26 protein-coding genes are annotated in these 18,712 nt (G+C 30.1%); 4 read left to right on the top strand and 22 right to left on the bottom strand.

Annotated features, from left to right (window positions below):
• Window positions 1-18 precede the first annotated feature (18 nt).
• Genes L8U41_RS01690 through L8U41_RS01680 form a run of 3 tightly spaced genes read right to left on the bottom strand, consistent with a single transcriptional unit; the run spans window position 19 to window position 1,750 of the window.
• Window positions 19-1,092, bottom strand: coding sequence for an epoxyqueuosine reductase QueH (locus L8U41_RS01690; protein ID WP_263682465.1), 1,074 nt, complete (start codon window positions 1,090-1,092; stop codon window positions 19-21).
• Window positions 1,086-1,547 carry a thioredoxin-dependent thiol peroxidase gene (gene bcp / locus L8U41_RS01685; RefSeq protein WP_263679502.1) on the bottom strand — a complete coding sequence of 154 codons (462 nt, stop codon included), beginning with the start codon at window positions 1,545-1,547 and terminating at the stop codon, window positions 1,086-1,088. The genes L8U41_RS01690 and bcp overlap by 7 nt, the downstream gene beginning before the upstream one ends.
• Window positions 1,544-1,750, bottom strand: coding sequence for a tautomerase family protein (locus tag L8U41_RS01680; RefSeq protein ID WP_263727635.1), 207 nt, complete (start codon window positions 1,748-1,750; stop codon window positions 1,544-1,546). Before L8U41_RS01680 ends, bcp begins: the two co-directional genes overlap by 4 nt.
• Before the next feature lie 97 nt (window positions 1,751-1,847).
• Between L8U41_RS01680 and ilvE the strand changes: the two genes are divergently transcribed.
• The 4 genes from ilvE to L8U41_RS01660 are packed head-to-tail and all read left to right on the top strand — an operon-like array spanning window position 1,848 to window position 4,929.
• Complete coding sequence (gene ilvE, locus L8U41_RS01675) at window positions 1,848-2,762, top strand: branched-chain-amino-acid transaminase (RefSeq protein WP_012662102.1); 915 nt, start codon at window positions 1,848-1,850, stop codon at window positions 2,760-2,762.
• 12 nt (window positions 2,763-2,774) lie between these two features.
• Window positions 2,775-3,845: a prohibitin family protein gene (locus L8U41_RS01670; protein ID WP_263727634.1), complete on the top strand. Its 1,071-nt coding sequence runs from the start codon at window positions 2,775-2,777 to the stop codon at window positions 3,843-3,845.
• A 17-nt stretch (window positions 3,846-3,862) separates the two neighbouring features.
• Window positions 3,863-4,399, top strand: coding sequence for a DUF2393 domain-containing protein (locus tag L8U41_RS01665; protein WP_263682469.1), 537 nt, complete (start codon window positions 3,863-3,865; stop codon window positions 4,397-4,399).
• Entirely contained in the window at window positions 4,399-4,929 is a 531-nt protein-coding gene (locus L8U41_RS01660; RefSeq protein WP_263663889.1) for a DUF2393 domain-containing protein, read from the top strand. The genes L8U41_RS01665 and L8U41_RS01660 overlap by 1 nt, the downstream gene beginning before the upstream one ends.
• A 3-nt stretch (window positions 4,930-4,932) precedes the next feature.
• Here L8U41_RS01660 and purF read toward each other — a convergent pair whose 3' ends face one another.
• The 19 genes from purF to moaA all read right to left on the bottom strand — a co-directional run bounded on the left by purF (window position 4,933) and on the right by moaA (window position 18,706).
• Window positions 4,933-6,273, bottom strand: a complete 1,341-nt coding sequence (gene purF / locus L8U41_RS01655; protein ID WP_263663888.1) for an amidophosphoribosyltransferase — start codon at window positions 6,271-6,273, stop codon at window positions 4,933-4,935.
• Window positions 6,274-7,002, bottom strand: coding sequence for a 4-hydroxy-tetrahydrodipicolinate reductase (gene dapB / locus L8U41_RS01650; protein ID WP_263663887.1), 729 nt, complete (start codon window positions 7,000-7,002; stop codon window positions 6,274-6,276).
• A gap of 70 nt (window positions 7,003-7,072) precedes the next feature.
• Window positions 7,073-7,372 carry a PepSY-like domain-containing protein gene (locus L8U41_RS01645; protein WP_070255351.1) on the bottom strand — a complete coding sequence of 100 codons (300 nt, stop codon included), beginning with the start codon at window positions 7,370-7,372 and terminating at the stop codon, window positions 7,073-7,075.
• Between the two features lie 64 nt (window positions 7,373-7,436).
• Entirely contained in the window at window positions 7,437-8,375 is a 939-nt protein-coding gene (gene trxB / locus L8U41_RS01640) for a thioredoxin-disulfide reductase (protein ID WP_263663941.1), read from the bottom strand.
• Between the two features lie 118 nt (window positions 8,376-8,493).
• Entirely contained in the window at window positions 8,494-8,808 is a 315-nt protein-coding gene (trxA, locus tag L8U41_RS01635) for a thioredoxin (RefSeq protein ID WP_012662110.1), read from the bottom strand.
• Window positions 8,809-8,859: 51 nt separating this feature from the next.
• Window positions 8,860-9,198, bottom strand: coding sequence for a YraN family protein (locus L8U41_RS01630; protein ID WP_220555475.1), 339 nt, complete (start codon window positions 9,196-9,198; stop codon window positions 8,860-8,862).
• Window positions 9,199-10,452: a homoserine dehydrogenase gene (locus L8U41_RS01625; protein ID WP_263727633.1), complete on the bottom strand. Its 1,254-nt coding sequence runs from the start codon at window positions 10,450-10,452 to the stop codon at window positions 9,199-9,201.
• 1 nt (window position 10,453) lies between these two features.
• On the bottom strand, window positions 10,454-11,656 hold the full coding sequence (locus tag L8U41_RS01620) for an LL-diaminopimelate aminotransferase (protein ID WP_263663885.1): 1,203 nt from the start codon (window positions 11,654-11,656) through the stop codon (window positions 10,454-10,456).
• 12 nt (window positions 11,657-11,668) lie between these two features.
• Window positions 11,669-12,475 carry a hypothetical protein gene (locus L8U41_RS01615; protein ID WP_263663884.1) on the bottom strand — a complete coding sequence of 269 codons (807 nt, stop codon included), beginning with the start codon at window positions 12,473-12,475 and terminating at the stop codon, window positions 11,669-11,671.
• Entirely contained in the window at window positions 12,469-13,347 is an 879-nt protein-coding gene (locus L8U41_RS01610; RefSeq protein ID WP_263727632.1) for a hypothetical protein, read from the bottom strand. Before L8U41_RS01610 ends, L8U41_RS01615 begins: the two co-directional genes overlap by 7 nt.
• Window positions 13,340-14,020 (bottom strand): 23S rRNA (guanosine(2251)-2'-O)-methyltransferase RlmB, encoded by a 681-nt coding sequence (rlmB, locus tag L8U41_RS01605; RefSeq protein ID WP_263727631.1) that lies wholly within the window; start codon window positions 14,018-14,020, stop codon window positions 13,340-13,342. Before rlmB ends, L8U41_RS01610 begins: the two co-directional genes overlap by 8 nt.
• A gap of 19 nt (window positions 14,021-14,039) precedes the next feature.
• Window positions 14,040-14,858 carry a 16S rRNA (cytidine(1402)-2'-O)-methyltransferase gene (rsmI, locus tag L8U41_RS01600; RefSeq protein ID WP_263727630.1) on the bottom strand — a complete coding sequence of 273 codons (819 nt, stop codon included), beginning with the start codon at window positions 14,856-14,858 and terminating at the stop codon, window positions 14,040-14,042.
• Entirely contained in the window at window positions 14,858-15,058 is a 201-nt protein-coding gene (gene rpmE / locus L8U41_RS01595; protein ID WP_263682475.1) for a 50S ribosomal protein L31, read from the bottom strand. The genes rsmI and rpmE overlap by 1 nt, the downstream gene beginning before the upstream one ends.
• A 77-nt stretch (window positions 15,059-15,135) precedes the next feature.
• The gene (locus L8U41_RS01590) at window positions 15,136-15,798 is read right to left on the bottom strand and encodes a 16S rRNA (uracil(1498)-N(3))-methyltransferase (RefSeq protein ID WP_263682476.1); all 663 of its coding nucleotides are present in this window, start codon (window positions 15,796-15,798) and stop codon (window positions 15,136-15,138) included.
• A complete protein-coding gene (locus tag L8U41_RS01585; protein ID WP_263679516.1) occupies window positions 15,798-16,208 on the bottom strand; it encodes a hypothetical protein in 411 nt (136 codons plus the stop codon). The genes L8U41_RS01590 and L8U41_RS01585 overlap by 1 nt, the downstream gene beginning before the upstream one ends.
• Complete coding sequence (locus L8U41_RS01580; RefSeq protein ID WP_263682477.1) at window positions 16,208-16,408, bottom strand: cytochrome C; 201 nt, start codon at window positions 16,406-16,408, stop codon at window positions 16,208-16,210. Before L8U41_RS01580 ends, L8U41_RS01585 begins: the two co-directional genes overlap by 1 nt.
• Complete coding sequence (locus tag L8U41_RS01575) at window positions 16,408-16,992, bottom strand: 6-pyruvoyl trahydropterin synthase family protein (RefSeq protein ID WP_263682478.1); 585 nt, start codon at window positions 16,990-16,992, stop codon at window positions 16,408-16,410. The genes L8U41_RS01580 and L8U41_RS01575 overlap by 1 nt, the downstream gene beginning before the upstream one ends.
• The gene (locus L8U41_RS01570) at window positions 16,989-17,738 is read right to left on the bottom strand and encodes a 7-carboxy-7-deazaguanine synthase QueE (RefSeq protein ID WP_263727629.1); all 750 of its coding nucleotides are present in this window, start codon (window positions 17,736-17,738) and stop codon (window positions 16,989-16,991) included. Before L8U41_RS01570 ends, L8U41_RS01575 begins: the two co-directional genes overlap by 4 nt.
• A complete protein-coding gene (gene moaA / locus L8U41_RS01565) occupies window positions 17,738-18,706 on the bottom strand; it encodes a GTP 3',8-cyclase MoaA (protein ID WP_263702297.1) in 969 nt (322 codons plus the stop codon). The genes L8U41_RS01570 and moaA overlap by 1 nt, the downstream gene beginning before the upstream one ends.
• Window positions 18,707-18,712 lie beyond the last annotated feature (6 nt).

Genomic DNA, 18,712 nt, shown 5'->3' with positions numbered 1-18,712 from the left:
TAATAAATTAATTAAGTTTTATAACTTCACAATCTTTTCTTTGCTATCAAAATAAATTTCACTTTTTGCCATAAATTCATAAGCACCTTTAATAATATTTTCAACAATAATCACCGGTGAAAGATCATAAGCACCAAAATGCTTTTGTCTTATTTTGATTTCTTGCTCTATTTTTAAAGGATTTTGTAAAAAATCTTCGTAATTTTTAAATCGCATTTTACATAAGCTATTAAAATAATCAAAACTCCATAAATTAATCTCATCCTTTGCACTTTTATAATGCTTTAAACCCTCATCTAAAACACTAAATTTAGTGTAAGAATTTTTAAAATGTGAGTAAAATAAAACATGAGTTCTTATAGCTTGCTTGTTTTGTTTTATCAAAGCCCTTAACAAGCGATAATTTAAAAATTTCTCTCTTTGAATTTCAAATTTAATGCCCTTTTTTTCTAAATTTTTTACTTGGTTGTAGAATTTAATTTTCTCTTCTATACTTGAAGGCAATATTTGTTTATTAATAGGACTCATCAGCTCATCTATAAAGGCTTTTTGACCTTTTTGTTTAGAAAGTGCATAAATACAACCACAATAATTTTGATGATAAAGCATATCTTGCTTTGCTAGGGCAAATTGTCTTTGCGTACCTCCATTTTTTCTAAAATCGGGCGCTAAAAACTCTATGCCAAATTTATCACATTCTTTTTGCAAAGCTAATTTTAGTTGCTCTAGGTCTTTTTTAGGAGATGTTAAAAGAGTTGTTGTAAGTTTTTTTTCTCCTATTTTTTGAGCAAATTCAACACTTTTGTGCATTCTAAAATCAAAACAAATTTGACATCTTGCACCTTTTTCAGGCTCATCCTCATAGCCCTTTACACTCTCAAGCCATTTTTCATACTCATATTCACCCTTATAAAGTTTAATACCCAGCTTATCACAACTGCGTTTAACATCTAAAAATCTAAGTTCATGCTCACTATATGGATGAATATTTGGGTCATAAAAATACCCGATGATTTTTTCTTCAGGATAGGCTTTGCTTAATTCTTGTATAAAATAATGACTATCCACACTACAACAAATATGTACTAGCATAATTCTTTTAACACCTTAAAAGCATGATCTTTAGCTTTTACATTTTTATAAATTTTTGCGATATTTCCTTCCTCATCAACTACAAAAGTAGATCTTATAAGCCCTTCATACTCTTTTCCATAATTTTTCTTTAAACCCCAAGCGCCATAAAGTTTGCAAATTTCTTTTTCACTATCACTTAATAAAGTGTGTTTCAAATCATATTTTTTAATGAAATTTTCATGTGATTTCACACTATCTGGACTAATACCTATAATCACAGCATTTTGCCCTAAAAAATCTTCATAATTTTGACTAAATTCACAAGCTTGTGTAGTACAACCTGGGGTATTATCTTTTGGATAAAAATACAAAATAATTTTTTTACCTAAAAAATCACTTAGAGAAATTTTAACCCCATCTTGATTTAAAAGTTCAAAAACTGGGGCTTTATCGCCAATTTGCAATTCTTTCATTTTTTACCTTTCAATCTTAATTTTTCTACACTTTCACCACCAAAAGCAATATTATATGGCTCAATATCTTCTAGCATTATGACTATATTTTGCTTTGGTTTATTATATTTTATATGCAAAAGCTCTGTAATATCTGCTATTAACTCTTCTTTTTGTACTTTGCTAAATTCTGGTTTAGCGAGTTTGATACTAATAATAGGCATTGTTTTTCCTTACTTTAAATAAAGAATTTTACTATATTCTAGCAATTATTAGTATATTTTTGATAAAATTAGTTTTATTTTCAATAAAGGCTTATTTATGATTAGGGCAAAAAAAATTTGGATGGATGGAAAAATCATTGATTTTGATGATGCAAAAATTCATGTTTTAACACATTCATTACATTATGCAAATGCAGTTTTTGAAGGAACAAGAGCTTATAAAACACAAAATGGTTTAGCAATTTTTAGATTAAAAGAACATACCAAAAGACTTTTAGAGTCTGCAAAAATCACTTTAATCAACTCACCTTTTTCTCAAGAAGAACTTGAAAATGCACAAGTTGAACTTTTAAGAGCAAATGATTTTCAAAATAACACTTATTTGCGCCCATTGATCTTTTTGGGTGATGGAACTATGGGAGTTTATCATGCTAAAGCTCCTGTTAGAGTAGCTATTGCTGCTTGGGAATGGGGTGCTTATTTGGGCGAAGAAGGCTTAGAAAAAGGTATTAAGGTTAAAATTTCTTCTTTTGCTAGAAATAGCGTAAAATCTAGCCTAGGTAAAGCCAAAGCAAGTGCAAATTATTTAAATTCTCAAATGGCTAAATATGAAGCTATAGAAGCAGGATATGAAGAAGCTTTAATGCTTGATGAAGAAGGTTTTGTAGCAGAAGGAACAGGCGAGTGCTTTTTTATGGTTAAAGATGGGAAATTAATCACCCCGCCAAATGATTTTTCATTAAAAAGTATTACCCAAGATACTGTTTTAAAAATTGCACATGATTTGGGCATAAGCGTAGTGCGCCAAAGAATTTCAAGAGATGAAGTTTATGTGGCTGATGAAGCATTTTTCACAGGAACTGCAGCAGAAATAACTCCAATAAATAATATTGATGCAAGAATTATAGGAAATGGAAAAAGAGGCGAGCTAACAACAAAGCTCCAAAATGCGTATTTTGATATAGTTTATGGACGCAATGAAAAATACGCTTCTATGCTAACTTATATTTAACAAAGGAACTAAATGCCAGCTGATTTGAATGATTATTTTAATAAAAAAAACAATCAAAAGAACAATAAGCAAAATTTAAATTTCAAAGCCCCAGAATTTAATTTCAAAGGTTTTGGAAAATTTTCTCCATTAATTTATAGCGCGATTGCAATTGTTTTAGTCTTTGCGCTTTTTAAACCTTTTGCAATAGTTAATTCAGGGGAAATGGGAATCAAGTCTACCACGGGTAAATACAGCCCTACTCCGCTTGAACCAGGACTTCATTTTTTTATGCCAGTATTACAAAAAATCACTATAGTAGATACTAGAGTAAGACAAATTAATTATGCTTCTATTGAAGGCGTAAATGAAAATTTACAAATAGGTTCAGGGGTTGTAAATAAAAATAGTATTTCGGTGCTTGATTCAAGAGGTTTGCCTGTGTCTATTGATGTAACTGTTCAATATAGATTAAATCCTTTACAGGTTCCTCAAACCATAGCTACTTGGGGGCTTAATTGGGAAAATAAAATCATTGACCCAGTTGTAAGAGATGTAGTAAGAAATGTGGTAGGTCAATATACTGCAGAAGAGCTTCCAACCAATCGTAACACCATAGCAGTGCAAATTGATCAAGGCATTAGAAAAACCATAGAAAGTCAACCAAATGAACCTGCTGAGCTTCAAGCAGTTCAACTTAGAGAGATTATCTTGCCTATAAAAGTAAAAGAGCAAATTGAAAGAGTACAAATTGCTAAACAAGAAGCTGAAAGAACCAAATACGAAGTAGAAAGAGCTAATCAAGAAGCACTTAAAAAAGCAGCTTTAGCTGAAGGGGAAGCAAATGCAACCATAATTAGTGCTAAAGGTAGAGCAAGTGCGGTTAAAATAGAAGCTGATGCACAAGCGTATTCAAATAGAGAAATAGCAAAAAGTTTAAATAACCCTTTGCTTGATTTAAAACAAATTGAAACTCAAAAGCAGTTTAACGAAGCACTTAAGGTTAATAAAGATGCCAAAATTTTCTTAACACCTGGTGGAGCTGTACCAAATATTTGGGTTGATAGCAAAGATAATAAAAGAACAAGCTCAGTAGCAAATTAAAAACTAAAGAAGTGATAATGAAAGCCCAACACATTCGAGAGCAAATGATTTTTTATACTACTCATTTGCACTTAGTAGATTTTTTATTAATGGCCTTGGTTATATTTTTTTTCATTATCACTTTATTTTTAGCTTTAATCATCAGAAACAAGCCTGCTTTTGCCTTTATGGTGATTTTTTTAGGAATTTTATGTTCAGCAGGTATCGCTTATTTAGGATATTTTTTAATTGATACTAAAGTTAGATCAAGAATAACCAGCTTAGATAATGCTCAATTTTTTGTATATGATAACTCACTCAGCGTTGATTATAGCTTAACAAATACTTCTAAAAAAAGCTTTAGATACTGCAAATTAAAAGTAGAAGTTTTTAAGAAAAGTGATGATAATAGTACTTTTAAAAATTTAATACATACTATAAAACCTCTAAGAAGCAAATCAACCATGATAGAAAAAACAATAAATCCACAACAAACTATTAATTTAAAAACCAAATTTTCCGATTTTAAAGAAGGTCAAAATTTTGACATTGAGATTAGTTCAAAGTGTTTTTAATGGGATATTTTACATTTTTTCATATTTTAATCATTGTTATTATGTTAGCTTCTACAGGTTTAACTTGGGTTTTGCTTTACTTAAAAGTTCAAAATAAAAAATATATGATTATTTTTTGCATAGTGAGTTTTATACTAGCATTAATTTTAACCATTTCATTACTATTAACTATAGATCAATATACCAAAAAAGCAAGTTTGAGTAATTTTTCAACCTACAGACGCTTAGCAACAGAAAGTATTATTGTAAAAGGTAGAGTAACTAATGATACTAATTTTAAAATTTCTGAATGCTTTTTAGAGCTTAGGATAATTGATGATAACAAAAAACATGAGGTAAGTGGTGAAATCTTTAATCAACAAAATTTTGATAGCATAAAAAGAGCAAATCAAGAACAAAGAGATGCTTCATATAATATCAATATTGCAAAAAACTTACCAGGGCATACTTATAAAGATTTTTCATTTGAAGTGGGATTACCACCTCATTTTCAAAGCTATAAGGTATTTAAACAATTAAAATGCAGATAAGGATTATTTAATAAAATAATCCCCATCAAAACTAATTAAAGAGTATTTTCTTTCATCGCCTATACTTGAAACTAGTTCATTAATATCCAAAAAAGTCAAGCTATCTGCACCTGTATACTCTCTAACCTCTTCAACGCTTTTATTAGCTGAGATTAATTCTTCAAAGGTAGGTGTATCTATACCATAAATATCAGGAAATTTAATTTCTGGACATGCAATCGCTAAATGGATTTTTCTTGCACCTGCTTGTTTTAAAAGTGCAATAATTTTTTTAGAAGTTGTTCCTCTTACCACACTATCATCAATCACCACTATATCTTTGCCTTCTAAGACTTTTTTCATAGGATTGAGTTTTAATTTTACCTTCAAATTTCTCATTTCTTGAGTTGGCTCTATGAAAGTTCTTCCAACATAGTGATTTCTCACTATTGCCATTTCAAGTGGGATTTTTAAATATTGCGCAAAACCTATAGCAGCACTTACACCACTATCTGGAACTGGCACTACAAAATCCACTTTTTCTTTAAATTTTTTAGCCAAGGCTTCACCCATTTTTTTACGCACTTCATATACGCTTTTACCTTCTATAATACTATCAGGTCTAGCAAAATAAATATACTCAAATGCACAAATTCTTGGGTCTGTCTTATCAAATACTTGAATGCTTTCAAACTCATAACTACCTTGAGTAAAAATCAACATCTCGCCTGGTTTTACATCGCGGATAAATTCAGCCTCTATCAAATCAAAAGCGCAAGTTTCACTCGCTACAATATACCCACCATCTTTTAATCTACCCAAAGATAAAGGTCTAACCCCATAAGGATCTCTTACTACAAAAAGTTGATTTTTACTAGCAAGCATAAAGCAATACGCTCCCTTGCTTTGAGTCAAGCTTTCTATAAATCTATCTTTTAAAGTTTCTTTTTTGCTTTTTGCTATTAAATGTACTACATTTTCTGTATCCATATTAGAATGAAAAATAGCCCCATTGTTAATCAATTCTTTTCTAACTTCTTCTTTATTAATCAAATTTCCATTATGCACTAAAGAAATATCACCCAAAGAACAAGTAGCTGCAACAGGTTGGGCATCATGCAAAGAAGAATTTCCTGCAGTAGAATAACGATTATGTCCTATAGCTATCTCGCCTTTTAATCCTGCTAGAATTTGTGTATTAAAAATTTGCCCTACTTCACCTTTAGCTTTGTGTGTTTTGATACTCAAACCATCACTTACGCTAATCCCACTTGCCTCTTGCCCGCGATGTTGCATAGCAAATAAAGCATAATAAGCCACTGTACTTGCATTTTTTGAATTAATTACTCCAACTACTGCACACATTTAAATTCCTAAACAATCATCTATATCATATAAGCCATTTTCTTGAGAAGCTAACCATTTTGCACATTTTATCGCACCTTTTGCAAAAGTAGCTCTTGAAGTAGCCGTATGATTTAATTCTATAAATTCACCTTCATTGTAAAAACCAACCCTATGTGAACCTACTATATCACCGCCTCTTAAACTCATCACCGCGATTTCATCTTTACTTCTTTGTCCAATAATCCCATCTCTACCGCTTACTCTGACCTTTTCTAAGTCTAAATTTCTAGCCTTAGCAACATTTTGTGCTAAAGTCATTGCGGTACCACTTGGAGCATCTTTTTTCTTATTATGGTGCATTTCAAGTATTTCTATATCAAAATCTCTCAAAGCCTCACTAGCTAAATAAGAAAGCTTTTTTAAAATCGCCACACCCAAAGACATATTAGTTGCATAAAGAATAGGCATAGTAATACTTGCACTTTGCATTAACTCATTTTGCTTAGCATCCAAACCTGTAGTACCTATCACCAAAGGCTTGGGATTACTTCTTGCATATAAAAGCAAATCCTCACAACCCTTTGGAGTAGAAAAATCAATAATTACATCACATTTATTAAAAAAATCTTCATAATTTGATCCTTGATCAAAAAACGCACTAGCCTTTGCCTGCTCATCATCTTCTAGGCAAAGTCTTATTTGAGTACCCATACGCCCATTACTTCCATGGATTCCAATATTAATCATTTTAAATCTGCCTTTTTAGAATTTGGAAAATTGTAGCGTTTATTTATTTAAAAGCAAATAACGCTTTTAATTAATCATCCCATTTTTGCCCTAAAAAATTTCCATTTCTATCAAAAAACATTTCCATATTATTACTTAGTTTAATTTCATAACCAAATTCTTCCCAATCCACATCTACAATAAAAGCTCCAGGAAAAGAACTTTGAATTTTATCCATAATAGGTTTAGAAAGCCCATAATAATTTTGCGCATAAGGATTATGCTGAGGCATATGAGGCATATTTTGTTGATATGAATTAGTATTTTGTTGTGTAATATTTGCACTAGCCATTAGTGCTAAAGTTGTACTTAGAATTAGTATTTTTTTCATTTTAGATTCTCCTTGATTTTTTATAGGAGAATCTTAATTAATTTTTGTGAAATTTATGTGAAGATTAATGCAAGTTTTCAATATATGCTAAAGCACTAAGTGCTGCGACTGCTCCATCGCCTGCTGCACATATTACTTGTTTTGGAGCATCTTTTCTTAAATCACCTGCTGCAAACAACCCTGCTATATTAGTTTGCATTTTAAGATCAACACCCACTTGACCACCTTCTTCCATAGCACATAAAAACTCACCATTTTCTTGTTTTAAGATTTCATTTCTCACGTTCAATCCAACAAAGGTAAAAATTCCAGGCACATCAAGATCTCTTTTAGATCCATCATTAAATGCTATTTTTACCTTATTAACACCCATATTATCACCACAAACCTCATCAACTACTGCATTTGTGATTAATTCTATTTTATCATTATTTCTTACTTTTTCTACCGTTGAAGGCGCTGCTCTAAACTCATCTCTTCTATGGATTAAATATACTTTTGAGCAAATATTAGCTAGATACAATGCCTCTTCTAAGGCTGTATCTCCTCCACCTAAAACAGCTACTTCTTTATTTTTATAAAAAAATCCATCGCAAGTTGCACAAGTACTTACACCTTTGCCAAAAAATTCATCCTCGCCTTTAAAACCTGCACGACGTGGAGTAGAACCTGTACAAACAATAACAGCCTTTGCTTGTTCGACTTTACCATTTTCTAATTTAATATTAAAACTACCATCAGTATTTTTGCTAATTTGTTCTACACCTATCATTTCATGTTTTAAACCAAAACGCATACATTGCTCATTCCATGGAGCCATAAAAGAAATTCCATCTAAAACTTGTGCAACTCCAGGATAATTTTCAATTTCTGAACTTGAAGTTATTTGCCCACCTGGTGTACCTTTTTCAAACATTACAACATTTTTTAATCCGCCTCTAGTAGCATATAATCCCGCACTTAAACCAGCAGGGCCACCGCCTATAATAGCTAAATCTAACATCATTGTTTTCCTTGTGATTTATTTCAGAGATATTATACAAATTTTTCTTTAATTATAAATAATAAAAATTATTAAATAGTAAAAAATATGAAGAAAAGCCACTAAAAGTGGCTTGAGATTATAAAAGTGAGTTTAGTTTATCTGCTAAAACTTGTTTTGATTGAGCACCAACCAATTGATCAACCACTTCACCATCTTTAAAGAAAAAGATAGTTGGAATAGATCTTACACCAAATTGCGCAGCTAAATCACCTTGCTCTTCTGTATTTACTTTGCAAATTTTAGCCTTGCCATCAAAATCGTTTGCAAGCTCATCAATTACCGGTGCAAGCATTCTACAAGGTCCGCACCATGGAGCCCAAAAATCTACTAAAGCTACGCCTTCTTTTGCTTGTGCAAAATTTTCTGCAGTTAAATCAATATATTTTCCCATGTTATCTCCTTTAATTTTTTAAGATTTTATTAGATTAAAATAAACATTCTCTTAATAACTAATGTTTTCTAAAAGTTTTATATCATCTTTATACACGCAAAGTAAATCTAATTGAAAATTTTCATTACTTTTGTGTTTCATAAAGTAATACTCTATGGTTTTAATAATTTTGTTAAATTTTTTGCCATCTAGTCTATAGGCTACTTCATAATTTCCTTGTGTACTTTTAACTTCAATAAAATGTAAAATTTTATCTTTTTTAGCAATAATATCAATTTCTCCAAATTTAGAATGAAAATTTCTTTCTAAAATTTCAAAATCTTTATTTTTAAGATATTCACATGCTATATCTTCACCTTTTATACCAAAAAGATACTGTGATAAAGCCATTTAATCTTCTATTCTCATCATAAAAACATCATCTTCAACAAATTCTTGTTCTTTAAGTTTTTGAGTTAAAATTTGTATATTTTTTTCATAAGTTTGATGAGTAATAAAAAATAAAGTACTACAATCTTGCTTTTCTTTTTTTGGCTTTTGCAAAAAAGTATCAATTGAAATTTGATGTTCGCTCATTAATTGTGTAATTTTTGATAAAACCCCTATTTTATCTAATACCTTTAATCTTAGATAATACCTTGTATAAATTTCATCCTTATTTAAAAGCTTATAAGAAGTATCGTTTAAATATCCAAAAATAGCACTATTTTTTTCTTTTCTTGCTATATCAATTAAATCTGCTACAACAGCACTTGCAGTTGCCTTACCACCTGCTCCTGGACCATAGTATAAACTTTCGCCCAAAATATCCCCATCTATACTGATAGCATTCATCACCCCATCAACTTTTGCTAACATTTTATCTTTATTTAACATAACAGGATGAACCCTTAATTCTATTTTTTCATCTTTTATTTTAGCAATACCTAAATGTTTTATGGTGTACTCAAATTCCTTTGCGAAATAAATATCCTCATCGCTTACCTTGCTAATACCCTCAATCAAGATATCCTCAGGTTTTACTCTTAGTCCATAAGCAATATTTGCTAAAATTAAAAGCTTGTGCGCAGCATCAAATCCTTCTATATCAAAAGTAGGATCAGCTTCAGCATATCCTAAATCTTGGGCTTTTTTTAATACCTCTTGAAATTTGGCATTATCTTCTGCCATCTTGCTTAAAATATAATTACTTGTGCCATTTAAAATGCCTTTGATAGAAACGATATTATTGGCACTCAAACCCTCTTTTAAAATTTTAATAATAGGAATTCCACCCGCTACACTTGCCTCATAACCAAAAGCTGTATCTTGTGCTAATTTTTCAAGCTCATAACGATGATAAGCAAGTAAAGCTTTATTAGCAGTTACTACTGATTTTTTTCTTTTTAAAATTTTTGAAATTATTTCAAAAGGTAAATCAATACCACCCATTAACTCCACAAATACATCAATATCTTCACACTCTAAAACCTCATCAATATCATTAACCACAGGAATCAATGCATTTGGTTTTGCACTTCTTGCTAAAGCAATTACCGGAATAATTTCTTCATCACATCTTGCTTTAATTAAATCTTGATTTTTTAACAAAGTTTCTACAACAGCACTTCCTACAGTGCCATAGCCTAAAATCGCTATTTTCATTTTATTCTCTTAAGTATTTTTTGATATTTCTTGCTGCTTGACGAATACGGTTTTCATTTTCTATTAAAGCTATTCTAACATACTCATTACCCGCTTCACCAAAGCCAACTCCAGGACTTACTGCTACATTTGCTTTTTGTAAAAGCTGCTTAGAAAATTCCATACTACCAAGATGAGCCTTGCTTTGAGGGAGTTTTGCCCAAACAAACATACTTGCATTAGGTTTTTTTAATTCCCATCCTGCTTGGTAAAATGATTCTAGTAAGACTTCCAATCTTTTTGCATAAGTTGCCTTAATCTCTTCAACACAAGTTTGATCTCCATCTAAAGCTACAGTAGCAGCAACTTGTATAGGCGTATACATACCATAATCAAACCAAGATTTGATCTTTTTCAAAGCCGCAATTAAGCGTTTATTACCTACCACAAAACCTACACGCCAACCTGCCATGTTGTAAGATTTTGAAAGTGTATAGGTTTCTACTGCTACATCTTTAGCACCTTCAACTTCAAAAATCGAAGGAGTTTTATAAGAGCCAAAAGTTAAGTCCGCATAAGCAATATCAGAAATAATATAAAATCTTTCTTTTTTTGCCATAGCAACCAATCTCTCATAAAAACTTTTTTCCACTGTAACTGTTGTAGGATTATGCGGAAAATTTACCACTACATATTTTGGACGCGGAATACTTTCATGCAGTGTTTTTTGTAAATTTTCAAAAAAAGTATTTTCGTTTAATTCATAATTTTCATTAAAATCAAAATTCATAGTTGCTACATTACCACCTGCTATGATAAAAGCTTGAGTATGTATAGGATAAGCAGGTGTAGGCACAATAGCTACATCCCCTGGGTTAATAACAGCTCTTGCTAAATTTACAAAGCCTTCTTTAGAGCCCATCGTTGCAACTACTTCACTTTCAGGATCTAAATCAACATCATATTTTCTTTTATACCAATTACAAATTGCAAGTCTTAGTTTATAAATTCCACTCGAAGCAGAATACCCTGAAGTTTTGTCTTTATTTGCACTTTCGCAAAGCTTGTCTATAATATGCTGAGGAGTTTTGCCATCAGGATTTCCCATAGAAAAATCTATTATATCCTCCCCTGCTCTTCTTGCTGCCATTTTAATCGCATTAACTTCAGCAAAAACATAATTTGGAAGTCTTTCTATGGTATTAAAATGAATTTCTTCAAACATCGTCCGTCCTTTTTAGCGTCTTAAGTAAATTTTTAAACCCCTTTTTATATTATCAAGGCTAAACATATCTCCTATAATAGCATATTTTGCGCCCAATGGTATATTTACATTTACTTCATTTTGCTTATGTGTATTTTCTACACCTTGTATAAAATTCAAGTTTTTATCTAAAAATTGAATTTTGCAAAACCAAGAATCAAGATTGTGCGCACTAAGCTCCATACTTTTTGCACCTTGCAAATCAATAATATATTCTCTTAAAGGTTTGTTTAATTGAGTAATAGTATTTAATGGAATTTGAGTATTGACTTTAGGTTTTGCTTTTGAAAAATCTAGCTCATATTCATAATTTAACTCTGAAATTTTATAAATATCCTTAATAAAAACAGAACTACCCAACAAAGCCTTATAAAAAACTCCTGGATCAAGCATGTACTGAGAATCTACAGCTAACTTATATGTGATATAGTTTTCCCTTAAAGTTAATTCAGTTGGTATAAAATAAATATAACCTAGTTCATTTAAAGTATCATTGATTGTTTTAAAAAACAAAACAGAATCAGCTTGGGCTTTAAAACTAAAAGTTAAAGTTTTTGGTTCATTTAATATAAAATTTGCCAAAGAATTGGTTTTTAAAATTTGAGAAATAGTGTAAATATCTACATTTCCACGCTCATCTTTATAATCATTTCTTGCAAACAAAAGTTCCAATTGTGCATCTTTAGAATTATCATTAACAATATGCTTAGCAACTTCTAAAGCACTTAGCGCAAAAGCATTAAGAGCAAAAAAAATGGAAAATATTAAAATCCTTACCATAATTTTCCTCTATTTTCTTTTATAAACTCAGCTTTTGTAATTTGTTTGATTTTACCATCTTTAATCATTAAAAACTTAGACACGCCATTTTTAAACTCTAAAGTATTATTATTCTCATCATTTAAACTAAAAGCAGCATGACCTGTAGTAATAAGCATATCTTTATCTAAAGATAAAATATAATCATTTTTAATAGTCAAAGAACTTTTTCTAAAAGTTTTTAAATCCACCATACCAAGCCAAAGTTCTGCACTTGGTTTTATAATACTTTCTTTAAGCAAAACCATATTTTCTTCGGACATATTTAAACTAGTATTACCCTCTAATGTTTCTTCTATAGTATTATTACTCTCATCTATTGGTTCTAAAATAGCACTTGTGTTTGTTTCATTATTTTCTGTGGTTTCATCAGCAAAAAAATTAAGAACCGGAGTTTCATTCTCATCAACTTTTTCTTCTAAGATAATTTGTTCTTGATTTAGCACATTAGTAGTATTTTCATCTAGTGTGGAACTTTGGAAAAATCTTGAAACACCCCAAGCTAAAGCCACTATCAAAAGCACTACTACTATAATTACAATATACCATACACTTGAGCTTTCTTTGGTATATGAGTTCATTCTAGGAGCAATATGCACATGATTTTTTTTCTCAATACCATTTTCTTCTAAATAGGCATGATATTCTTCTAAAAAGCTAGAAAAATCAAGCTCATATTCTCTTTGTAAAATTTTGATAAAACCATTTATATTAAAACGAGATAAAGACTTAAAATCTTTTTTAATAATATATTCAAGACAAGTTATTTCTATTTGTGTTCTTTTTTGAACTTCTAATAAATTTAAATCTTCTAATTTTTTCCAACTATCCATTTTTCATCCTATCGCAAAGTATTGCAAATGCTGCACTAACATTTAAACTATCAAAATCATTGTGCATTTTTATCCCTACACATTCATCGCATTTTTTAAGCACCTTTGGTGCTATACCAAAACCCTCACTTCCCATAATCAAAACTTTTTTATTTTTGGCCTTGATAGTATGTATATCACTACCTCCGCTTGCGCTAGCATAGATATAAAAACCTTTTTGTTTTAATTCATTTATCATGCTTAAAATATCATCATTTAAAACTATTTTCATATCTAAAGCCGCGCCACTACTTGCACGAATAACTCCATCCATAGCCACGCTTTTAGCTACCAAAATAATCCCATCAGCACCCAAAGCATAAGCACTACGCACGATAGCGCCTATATTTCCAACATCGCTAATATTATATAAAATAACTATAAAATCTTTTTCTTTTAAACCCTCAAAAGAGCTAAATTCAAACTCATCAATTTCCATTAAAAAACCTTGATGATTTCCACCTCTTGCTAAACTTTGCGCGGCCTTAAAATCAAGTTTTTTAATTTTTTTTGATGCCTTTGCTATTTTTGAAAAATCAGCTTTTTCACATTCTTTTGCTAAATAAATTTCTTTAATTTTTTCTTTGTGCTTTTCTAAGATATAAAAAAACACTTGCTTACCATAAACTATCATTTTTAAATAATAACCAAATTCAACTTAAAAGCAGTTTTTGATAATTTTCTTTTGGAGATTTTGCATTGATTTTTGAAAGAAGCTTTGCCTTTGTTTTTAAAGGCAAATCAAGTTCACGAATATCTTGCTCACACAAGGTATTTTGGTGAAATTGCTTTTCTTTAGCACTTACGACTACACACCATTCACCACGCAAGTTCATTGTTTTTAATTTTTCTAAAGCTTCTAAGGCATTTGCTCTAAATTTGGCTTCAAATTTTTTTGTTGCTTCTTTTATGATAAAAATTTCTCTTAAAGGATCAATTTTACTAATTTCTTCTACTAAATTAAGTATTCTAGTAGGTGCTTCATAGACTATACTAGGATAAGGATTAAGCATTAAATTTTCAATATCTTTTTGTCTTTGAGGATTTTTATTAGCCAAAAAACCCATAAAAATAAATTCTTTTTTACAAAATGCACTTGAAACTAATGCAAGTAAAGCAGCATTTGACCCTGCCAAGACTTCATAATCAATATTATTTTTAATGGCATATTCAATTAAAAATTGCCCCGGATCGCTAATACCTGGCATACCCGCATCACTCAAATATGCAATATCTTGTTTAAAAAAATCATCATCTATTTTTGCTAAAAAATCTTTTTCATTATGGGTATGTAAGGCTAGATATTTATCAGGTTTTATTTCTAAATTAAATTTTTCATTAAGGAGATGAACTAAGGATTTGCAAACTCTCGTATCTTCGCATAAAAAGAGTTTGCATTTTTGTAAAATTTCTAAAGAATGAAAAGAAATATCGTTTAAATTTCCTATGGGCGTAGGAATAAAATATAACATTATTGCATTGCGTATTTTTTCTTAAATTTCTCTACACGACCCGCAGCATCTACGATTTTTTCACTACCCGTAAAAAATGGATGGCAACTTGAGCAAATATCAACTTTAATTTCTGGTTTATTTGACTTAGTAGTAAAAGAATTTCCACAAGCACAATTAACTTTGCATTCTACATATTCTGGGTGAATTTCTTTTTTCATTGTTTATCCTTTTTCAAAACATTAAGGCGTAATTATATAAATTTTTATATAAAAAATAGCTAAATTTAAGCATGTTTTTAAATTATGAATTTTGAAGCAACCCCTATTAAAGCTGTTTGCGCTTTAAGTATAAAACCAGCCTGTAATTTTGCTTTTTTTACATTCTCCTCTCTTTCTTTTTGCGAAAATCCACCTTCAGCTCCAATTAAAAATACATGTTTACTAGGTTCAAATCTCATCAAATCTTCACCTTCAAAGTCTATTAAAACAATATTTTCATAAGCTTGCTGAAATTTTTTAAAATCATCAAAGCTTTCAAGCTCCATTAAAGAGGCACGACCGCATTGCTGGGATGATTCTATAAGAATCTTTTCCATTCTTTTAAAATCTAATTTAAAATTCTTTTGTGAATAATCCATATACACAAAAGAAAGCTTAGCTACTCCAAGTTCATTTAAAAAAGGTAAGGTTTTTTCTATAATCTTTGGATCAATCACCGCTAAAGCTAGGTGTAAATGCGTTTTTAATTCTTGTTTTTCTTCTTTTTTATCAAGTAAATTTAATACACATGAGCGTCTAGAAAACTCTATGCATTCATAAGTATAAGCAAAAAAATCTTTTAAATTTTTTAATATGATTTTATCGCCTACTTTAATTCTTCTAGCTTTTAAATGCAAGAAAGCTTCATTTTCTAACTCTAAATTTAAAGCACCGCTTTGTGGGTGATACAAAAATCGCATTAAAAATAAAACCTTTGAAGCAAATAAGGCACAAAAAGTAAGAATATACCTAAACACAAAATAAAAAAGCTTAAAAATCTAAATTTAGCATAACGTTTGAACAATCTTGCTTTTTTAAATAAAACAAATTGATAAATAGCCAAGGCAAAGATAAAAATCCAACAAAACCACATAGAAAGCATGTATAAATTTAGCTCAAAATGCTTTAAAGCCCAAAGCAAACTTCCTGTAAAAAGTGTAATTGCTAAAAATAAATAATAAATTGGCAAAAATAGGCGAATTCTTTTTATAAAAATAAACTCTTGCGAAAAACTACTTTGAGTTAAATACAAATAAAACAACATTAAAAAGCCATTTGCGTATAAACTATATACATGCAATGCTAAAAAAAACTCATAACTTTGATCCATCACTGTCCTTGTGTGTTATTTTCATCTTTGATATCATCATCTACAGGTATAGGAAGCGTATCATCATCTATAATCACATTAGAATCACTTTGCTCAATTTGAACTTGCTCAGTCTGCACCTCTTTTTTTACGTTTGTATCTTCTTGACTTGAGCAAGCAATAAAAAACAATAATAATACAATCAATAAAATCTTTTTCATTACACCTCCTTTTGATTAATAAAAACAAAATTTGCATCTTGAAGTTTTTTAAAAAAATCTTTATCTTTCCATTCATCGCTTATAGCTTGTGAAAATTCAATATCTGCCAAATTTATCTTTGGTAAAAACTCACTATAAGCATCTTCTCTAAAACCTTGTGCATAGCCTGTTCTTGTTTCATGCACAATAATACTTTTTAAACTAACACCTTGCTCGCCATTGACCATCTTAGTCTTTAAAAGCAAAGTATCTATCAGTACAAAAAATATGCGTACAAAATTTTCTGCACTTACATTCACAGGTAAACTTACCCATCTTTGTGAGTGTTTTTTCATATCTTCTAAATAAACTTTATCATCATCTTTAAAAAGCGTAATAGCATGGTCAAAACTATCAATAATTTGTTTTATTTCATCTTTTAACAAACCAAAATCATATACCATTCCCGCATTATCAAGGTATTTACTCTCAAGTAAAATTTCTACCTTATAAGAGTGGCCATGTATGCTTGTTTTACATCGCTTGGAGCTACAAAATCTAACAATATGAGCATTTTCAAATTCAAATATTTTTCTAATAATCATACGCCTTCTTTATCTCCCCAAATTCTAATATGCAATCTATCGGAGTAATTATATCCATTTTTTATACAAAATTCAGCAACACTTAAGGCGTTTTTGGAAATTTCTTCTTCATTTGACCCCATAGGCATACAAAAAACATCATTTTTACAAACTTGTAAAATTTCATTAATTTCGCCTAAGGCTTTATTTTCTTGTAAAAAATCCTTATCCAAAACAAATTTATAAAAACTATCTTTAGCATAACATTTAAAAGCTTTCAAAGCTTTTTCATTAATCCTTTTTTCTTTTTTAACCCCACTATTACTAAGCTTTACACCCAAAGCAAAATAACATTTTTTATACAAAGGATATTTTTCAAAATCAATTTCAATACTTGCATTGGTTTCAAAATGCACTTTAAAATCATTTTCTAAAAGCAAATTAATAAAACACAAAAAATCTTTATTTTGATAATTTAATAAAGGCTCACCACCTGTAATAACAACCATAGCTTTATGTGAATTTGCTAGTTTTAAAACCTCATCAAAAAGCTTTACTGAAGTATATGTTTTATAACAAGTTTTAAATTCTTTGGTAAAAACCGCTCTAATGGTATCACACCCTAAAAGTATTTTAGAGTTTTGTTCTTTTTTCACCCCAAAGCCAATACAATTAAAATTGCACCCGGCAAATCTAACAAAAACAGCCAAATTTCCGCTATATTTTCCCTCACCTTGCAAGCTTAAAAAAGTTTCAACAACTTCCATTATCCACCTGTTTGATAAAAGGCTCTTGTAGAACTTTGATTGGCTTCATTTTCTGCCCATCTATTTTTTTCTGATTTATTTTTTATCACGGTTTTTAAAACCTCACAAGCACCTGCTATGTCTTTATTACGTATAGCCTTTTTAATGCTTAAAGCTTCATCATAATATAAACAAGGTATTAAAAGCCCTTCAGCTGAAAGTCTTATACGGTTACAACTATCACAAAAATCATGGCTATGTGGATCAATAATGCCAAACTCATACCCATCTTCAAGCTCATAAATAGTCGCAGGCGCGTTAGGGGTTTTTTGTCCTTCTTTAAAAGAATATTTTTGAGCAATAATATTTAAAATTTCTGCTGATTTTAAGCCTTTTAAATCCCCATAAGCATGATAATTTTCCATAAATTCTATAAAGCGAATTTGGCTTTTGCGTGCTTTGGCAAATTCTAAAAGATCGATAAATTCACTATCATTAATCCCTTTAAGAGCTACGGTGTTAAATTTAATATTAAAGCCTAATTCTAAAGCCTCATTAATACCATTTAATACATCTTTAAGTATATTTTTTTGGGCTAACTTAAAAGCCACTTCTTCTTTTAAGGTATCTAAAGAGATATTAATTCTTTTTAAACCTGCCTGTCTTAAATCTTTTGCTTGTTGTTTTAACAAAGAAGCATTAGTAGTAAGTGCTAAGTCTATATCCTGCTTATACTCACTAATCATAGCAATAAATTTATGCAAATCTTTTCTTACTAAAGGCTCACCGCCTGTAATACGAATTTTCTTAATCCCTTCATCAATGCAAACTTTAACAAACATGAAAAGTTCTTCAAAAGATAAAAGGTTTTCCTTAGCACTCCATTCAAATGGAGTTTTTGGCATACAATAAAGGCAACGAAAATTACATCTTTGTGTTACTGAAATTCTTAAATAATCTATCACTCTTCCATAACTATCTACCAACATCAAAGG

The organism is Campylobacter sp. RKI_CA19_01116, assembly GCF_025771405.1.
Taxonomy (GTDB): domain Bacteria; phylum Campylobacterota; class Campylobacteria; order Campylobacterales; family Campylobacteraceae; genus Campylobacter_D.
Note: the sequence above shows the minus strand (reverse complement) of the source record. Positions and strands in the feature narration are given on the sequence as shown.

Excerpts from the sequence above, each read along its gene's own strand:
- L8U41_RS01690 (WP_263682465.1), bottom strand. The coding sequence starts at position 1,092 with ATGCTAGTACATATTTGTTGTAGTGTGGATAGTCATTATTTTATACAA.
- bcp (WP_263679502.1), bottom strand. The coding sequence starts at position 1,547 with ATGAAAGAATTGCAAATTGGCGATAAAGCCCCAGTTTTTGAACTTTTA.
- L8U41_RS01680 (WP_263727635.1), bottom strand. The coding sequence starts at position 1,750 with ATGCCTATTATTAGTATCAAACTCGCTAAACCAGAATTTAGCAAAGTA.
- ilvE (WP_012662102.1), top strand. The coding sequence starts at position 1,848 with ATGATTAGGGCAAAAAAAATTTGGATGGATGGAAAAATCATTGATTTT.
- L8U41_RS01670 (WP_263727634.1), top strand. The coding sequence starts at position 2,775 with ATGCCAGCTGATTTGAATGATTATTTTAATAAAAAAAACAATCAAAAG.
- L8U41_RS01665 (WP_263682469.1), top strand. The coding sequence starts at position 3,863 with ATGAAAGCCCAACACATTCGAGAGCAAATGATTTTTTATACTACTCAT.
- L8U41_RS01660 (WP_263663889.1), top strand. The coding sequence starts at position 4,399 with ATGGGATATTTTACATTTTTTCATATTTTAATCATTGTTATTATGTTA.
- purF (WP_263663888.1), bottom strand. The coding sequence starts at position 6,273 with ATGTGTGCAGTAGTTGGAGTAATTAATTCAAAAAATGCAAGTACAGTG.
- dapB (WP_263663887.1), bottom strand. The coding sequence starts at position 7,002 with ATGATTAATATTGGAATCCATGGAAGTAATGGGCGTATGGGTACTCAA.
- L8U41_RS01645 (WP_070255351.1), bottom strand. The coding sequence starts at position 7,372 with ATGAAAAAAATACTAATTCTAAGTACAACTTTAGCACTAATGGCTAGT.
- trxB (WP_263663941.1), bottom strand. The coding sequence starts at position 8,375 with ATGTTAGATTTAGCTATTATAGGCGGTGGCCCTGCTGGTTTAAGTGCG.
- trxA (WP_012662110.1), bottom strand. The coding sequence starts at position 8,808 with ATGGGAAAATATATTGATTTAACTGCAGAAAATTTTGCACAAGCAAAA.
- L8U41_RS01630 (WP_220555475.1), bottom strand. The coding sequence starts at position 9,198 with ATGGCTTTATCACAGTATCTTTTTGGTATAAAAGGTGAAGATATAGCA.
- L8U41_RS01625 (WP_263727633.1), bottom strand. The coding sequence starts at position 10,452 with ATGAAAATAGCGATTTTAGGCTATGGCACTGTAGGAAGTGCTGTTGTA.
- L8U41_RS01620 (WP_263663885.1), bottom strand. The coding sequence starts at position 11,656 with ATGTTTGAAGAAATTCATTTTAATACCATAGAAAGACTTCCAAATTAT.
- L8U41_RS01615 (WP_263663884.1), bottom strand. The coding sequence starts at position 12,475 with ATGGTAAGGATTTTAATATTTTCCATTTTTTTTGCTCTTAATGCTTTT.
- L8U41_RS01610 (WP_263727632.1), bottom strand. The coding sequence starts at position 13,347 with ATGGATAGTTGGAAAAAATTAGAAGATTTAAATTTATTAGAAGTTCAA.
- rlmB (WP_263727631.1), bottom strand. The coding sequence starts at position 14,020 with ATGATAGTTTATGGTAAGCAAGTGTTTTTTTATATCTTAGAAAAGCAC.
- rsmI (WP_263727630.1), bottom strand. The coding sequence starts at position 14,858 with ATGTTATATTTTATTCCTACGCCCATAGGAAATTTAAACGATATTTCT.
- rpmE (WP_263682475.1), bottom strand. The coding sequence starts at position 15,058 with ATGAAAAAAGAAATTCACCCAGAATATGTAGAATGCAAAGTTAATTGT.
- L8U41_RS01590 (WP_263682476.1), bottom strand. The coding sequence starts at position 15,798 with ATGCGATTTTTGTATCACCCACAAAGCGGTGCTTTAAATTTAGAGTTA.
- L8U41_RS01585 (WP_263679516.1), bottom strand. The coding sequence starts at position 16,208 with ATGGATCAAAGTTATGAGTTTTTTTTAGCATTGCATGTATATAGTTTA.
- L8U41_RS01580 (WP_263682477.1), bottom strand. The coding sequence starts at position 16,408 with ATGAAAAAGATTTTATTGATTGTATTATTATTGTTTTTTATTGCTTGC.
- L8U41_RS01575 (WP_263682478.1), bottom strand. The coding sequence starts at position 16,992 with ATGATTATTAGAAAAATATTTGAATTTGAAAATGCTCATATTGTTAGA.
- L8U41_RS01570 (WP_263727629.1), bottom strand. The coding sequence starts at position 17,738 with ATGGAAGTTGTTGAAACTTTTTTAAGCTTGCAAGGTGAGGGAAAATAT.
- moaA (WP_263702297.1), bottom strand. The coding sequence starts at position 18,706 with ATGTTGGTAGATAGTTATGGAAGAGTGATAGATTATTTAAGAATTTCA.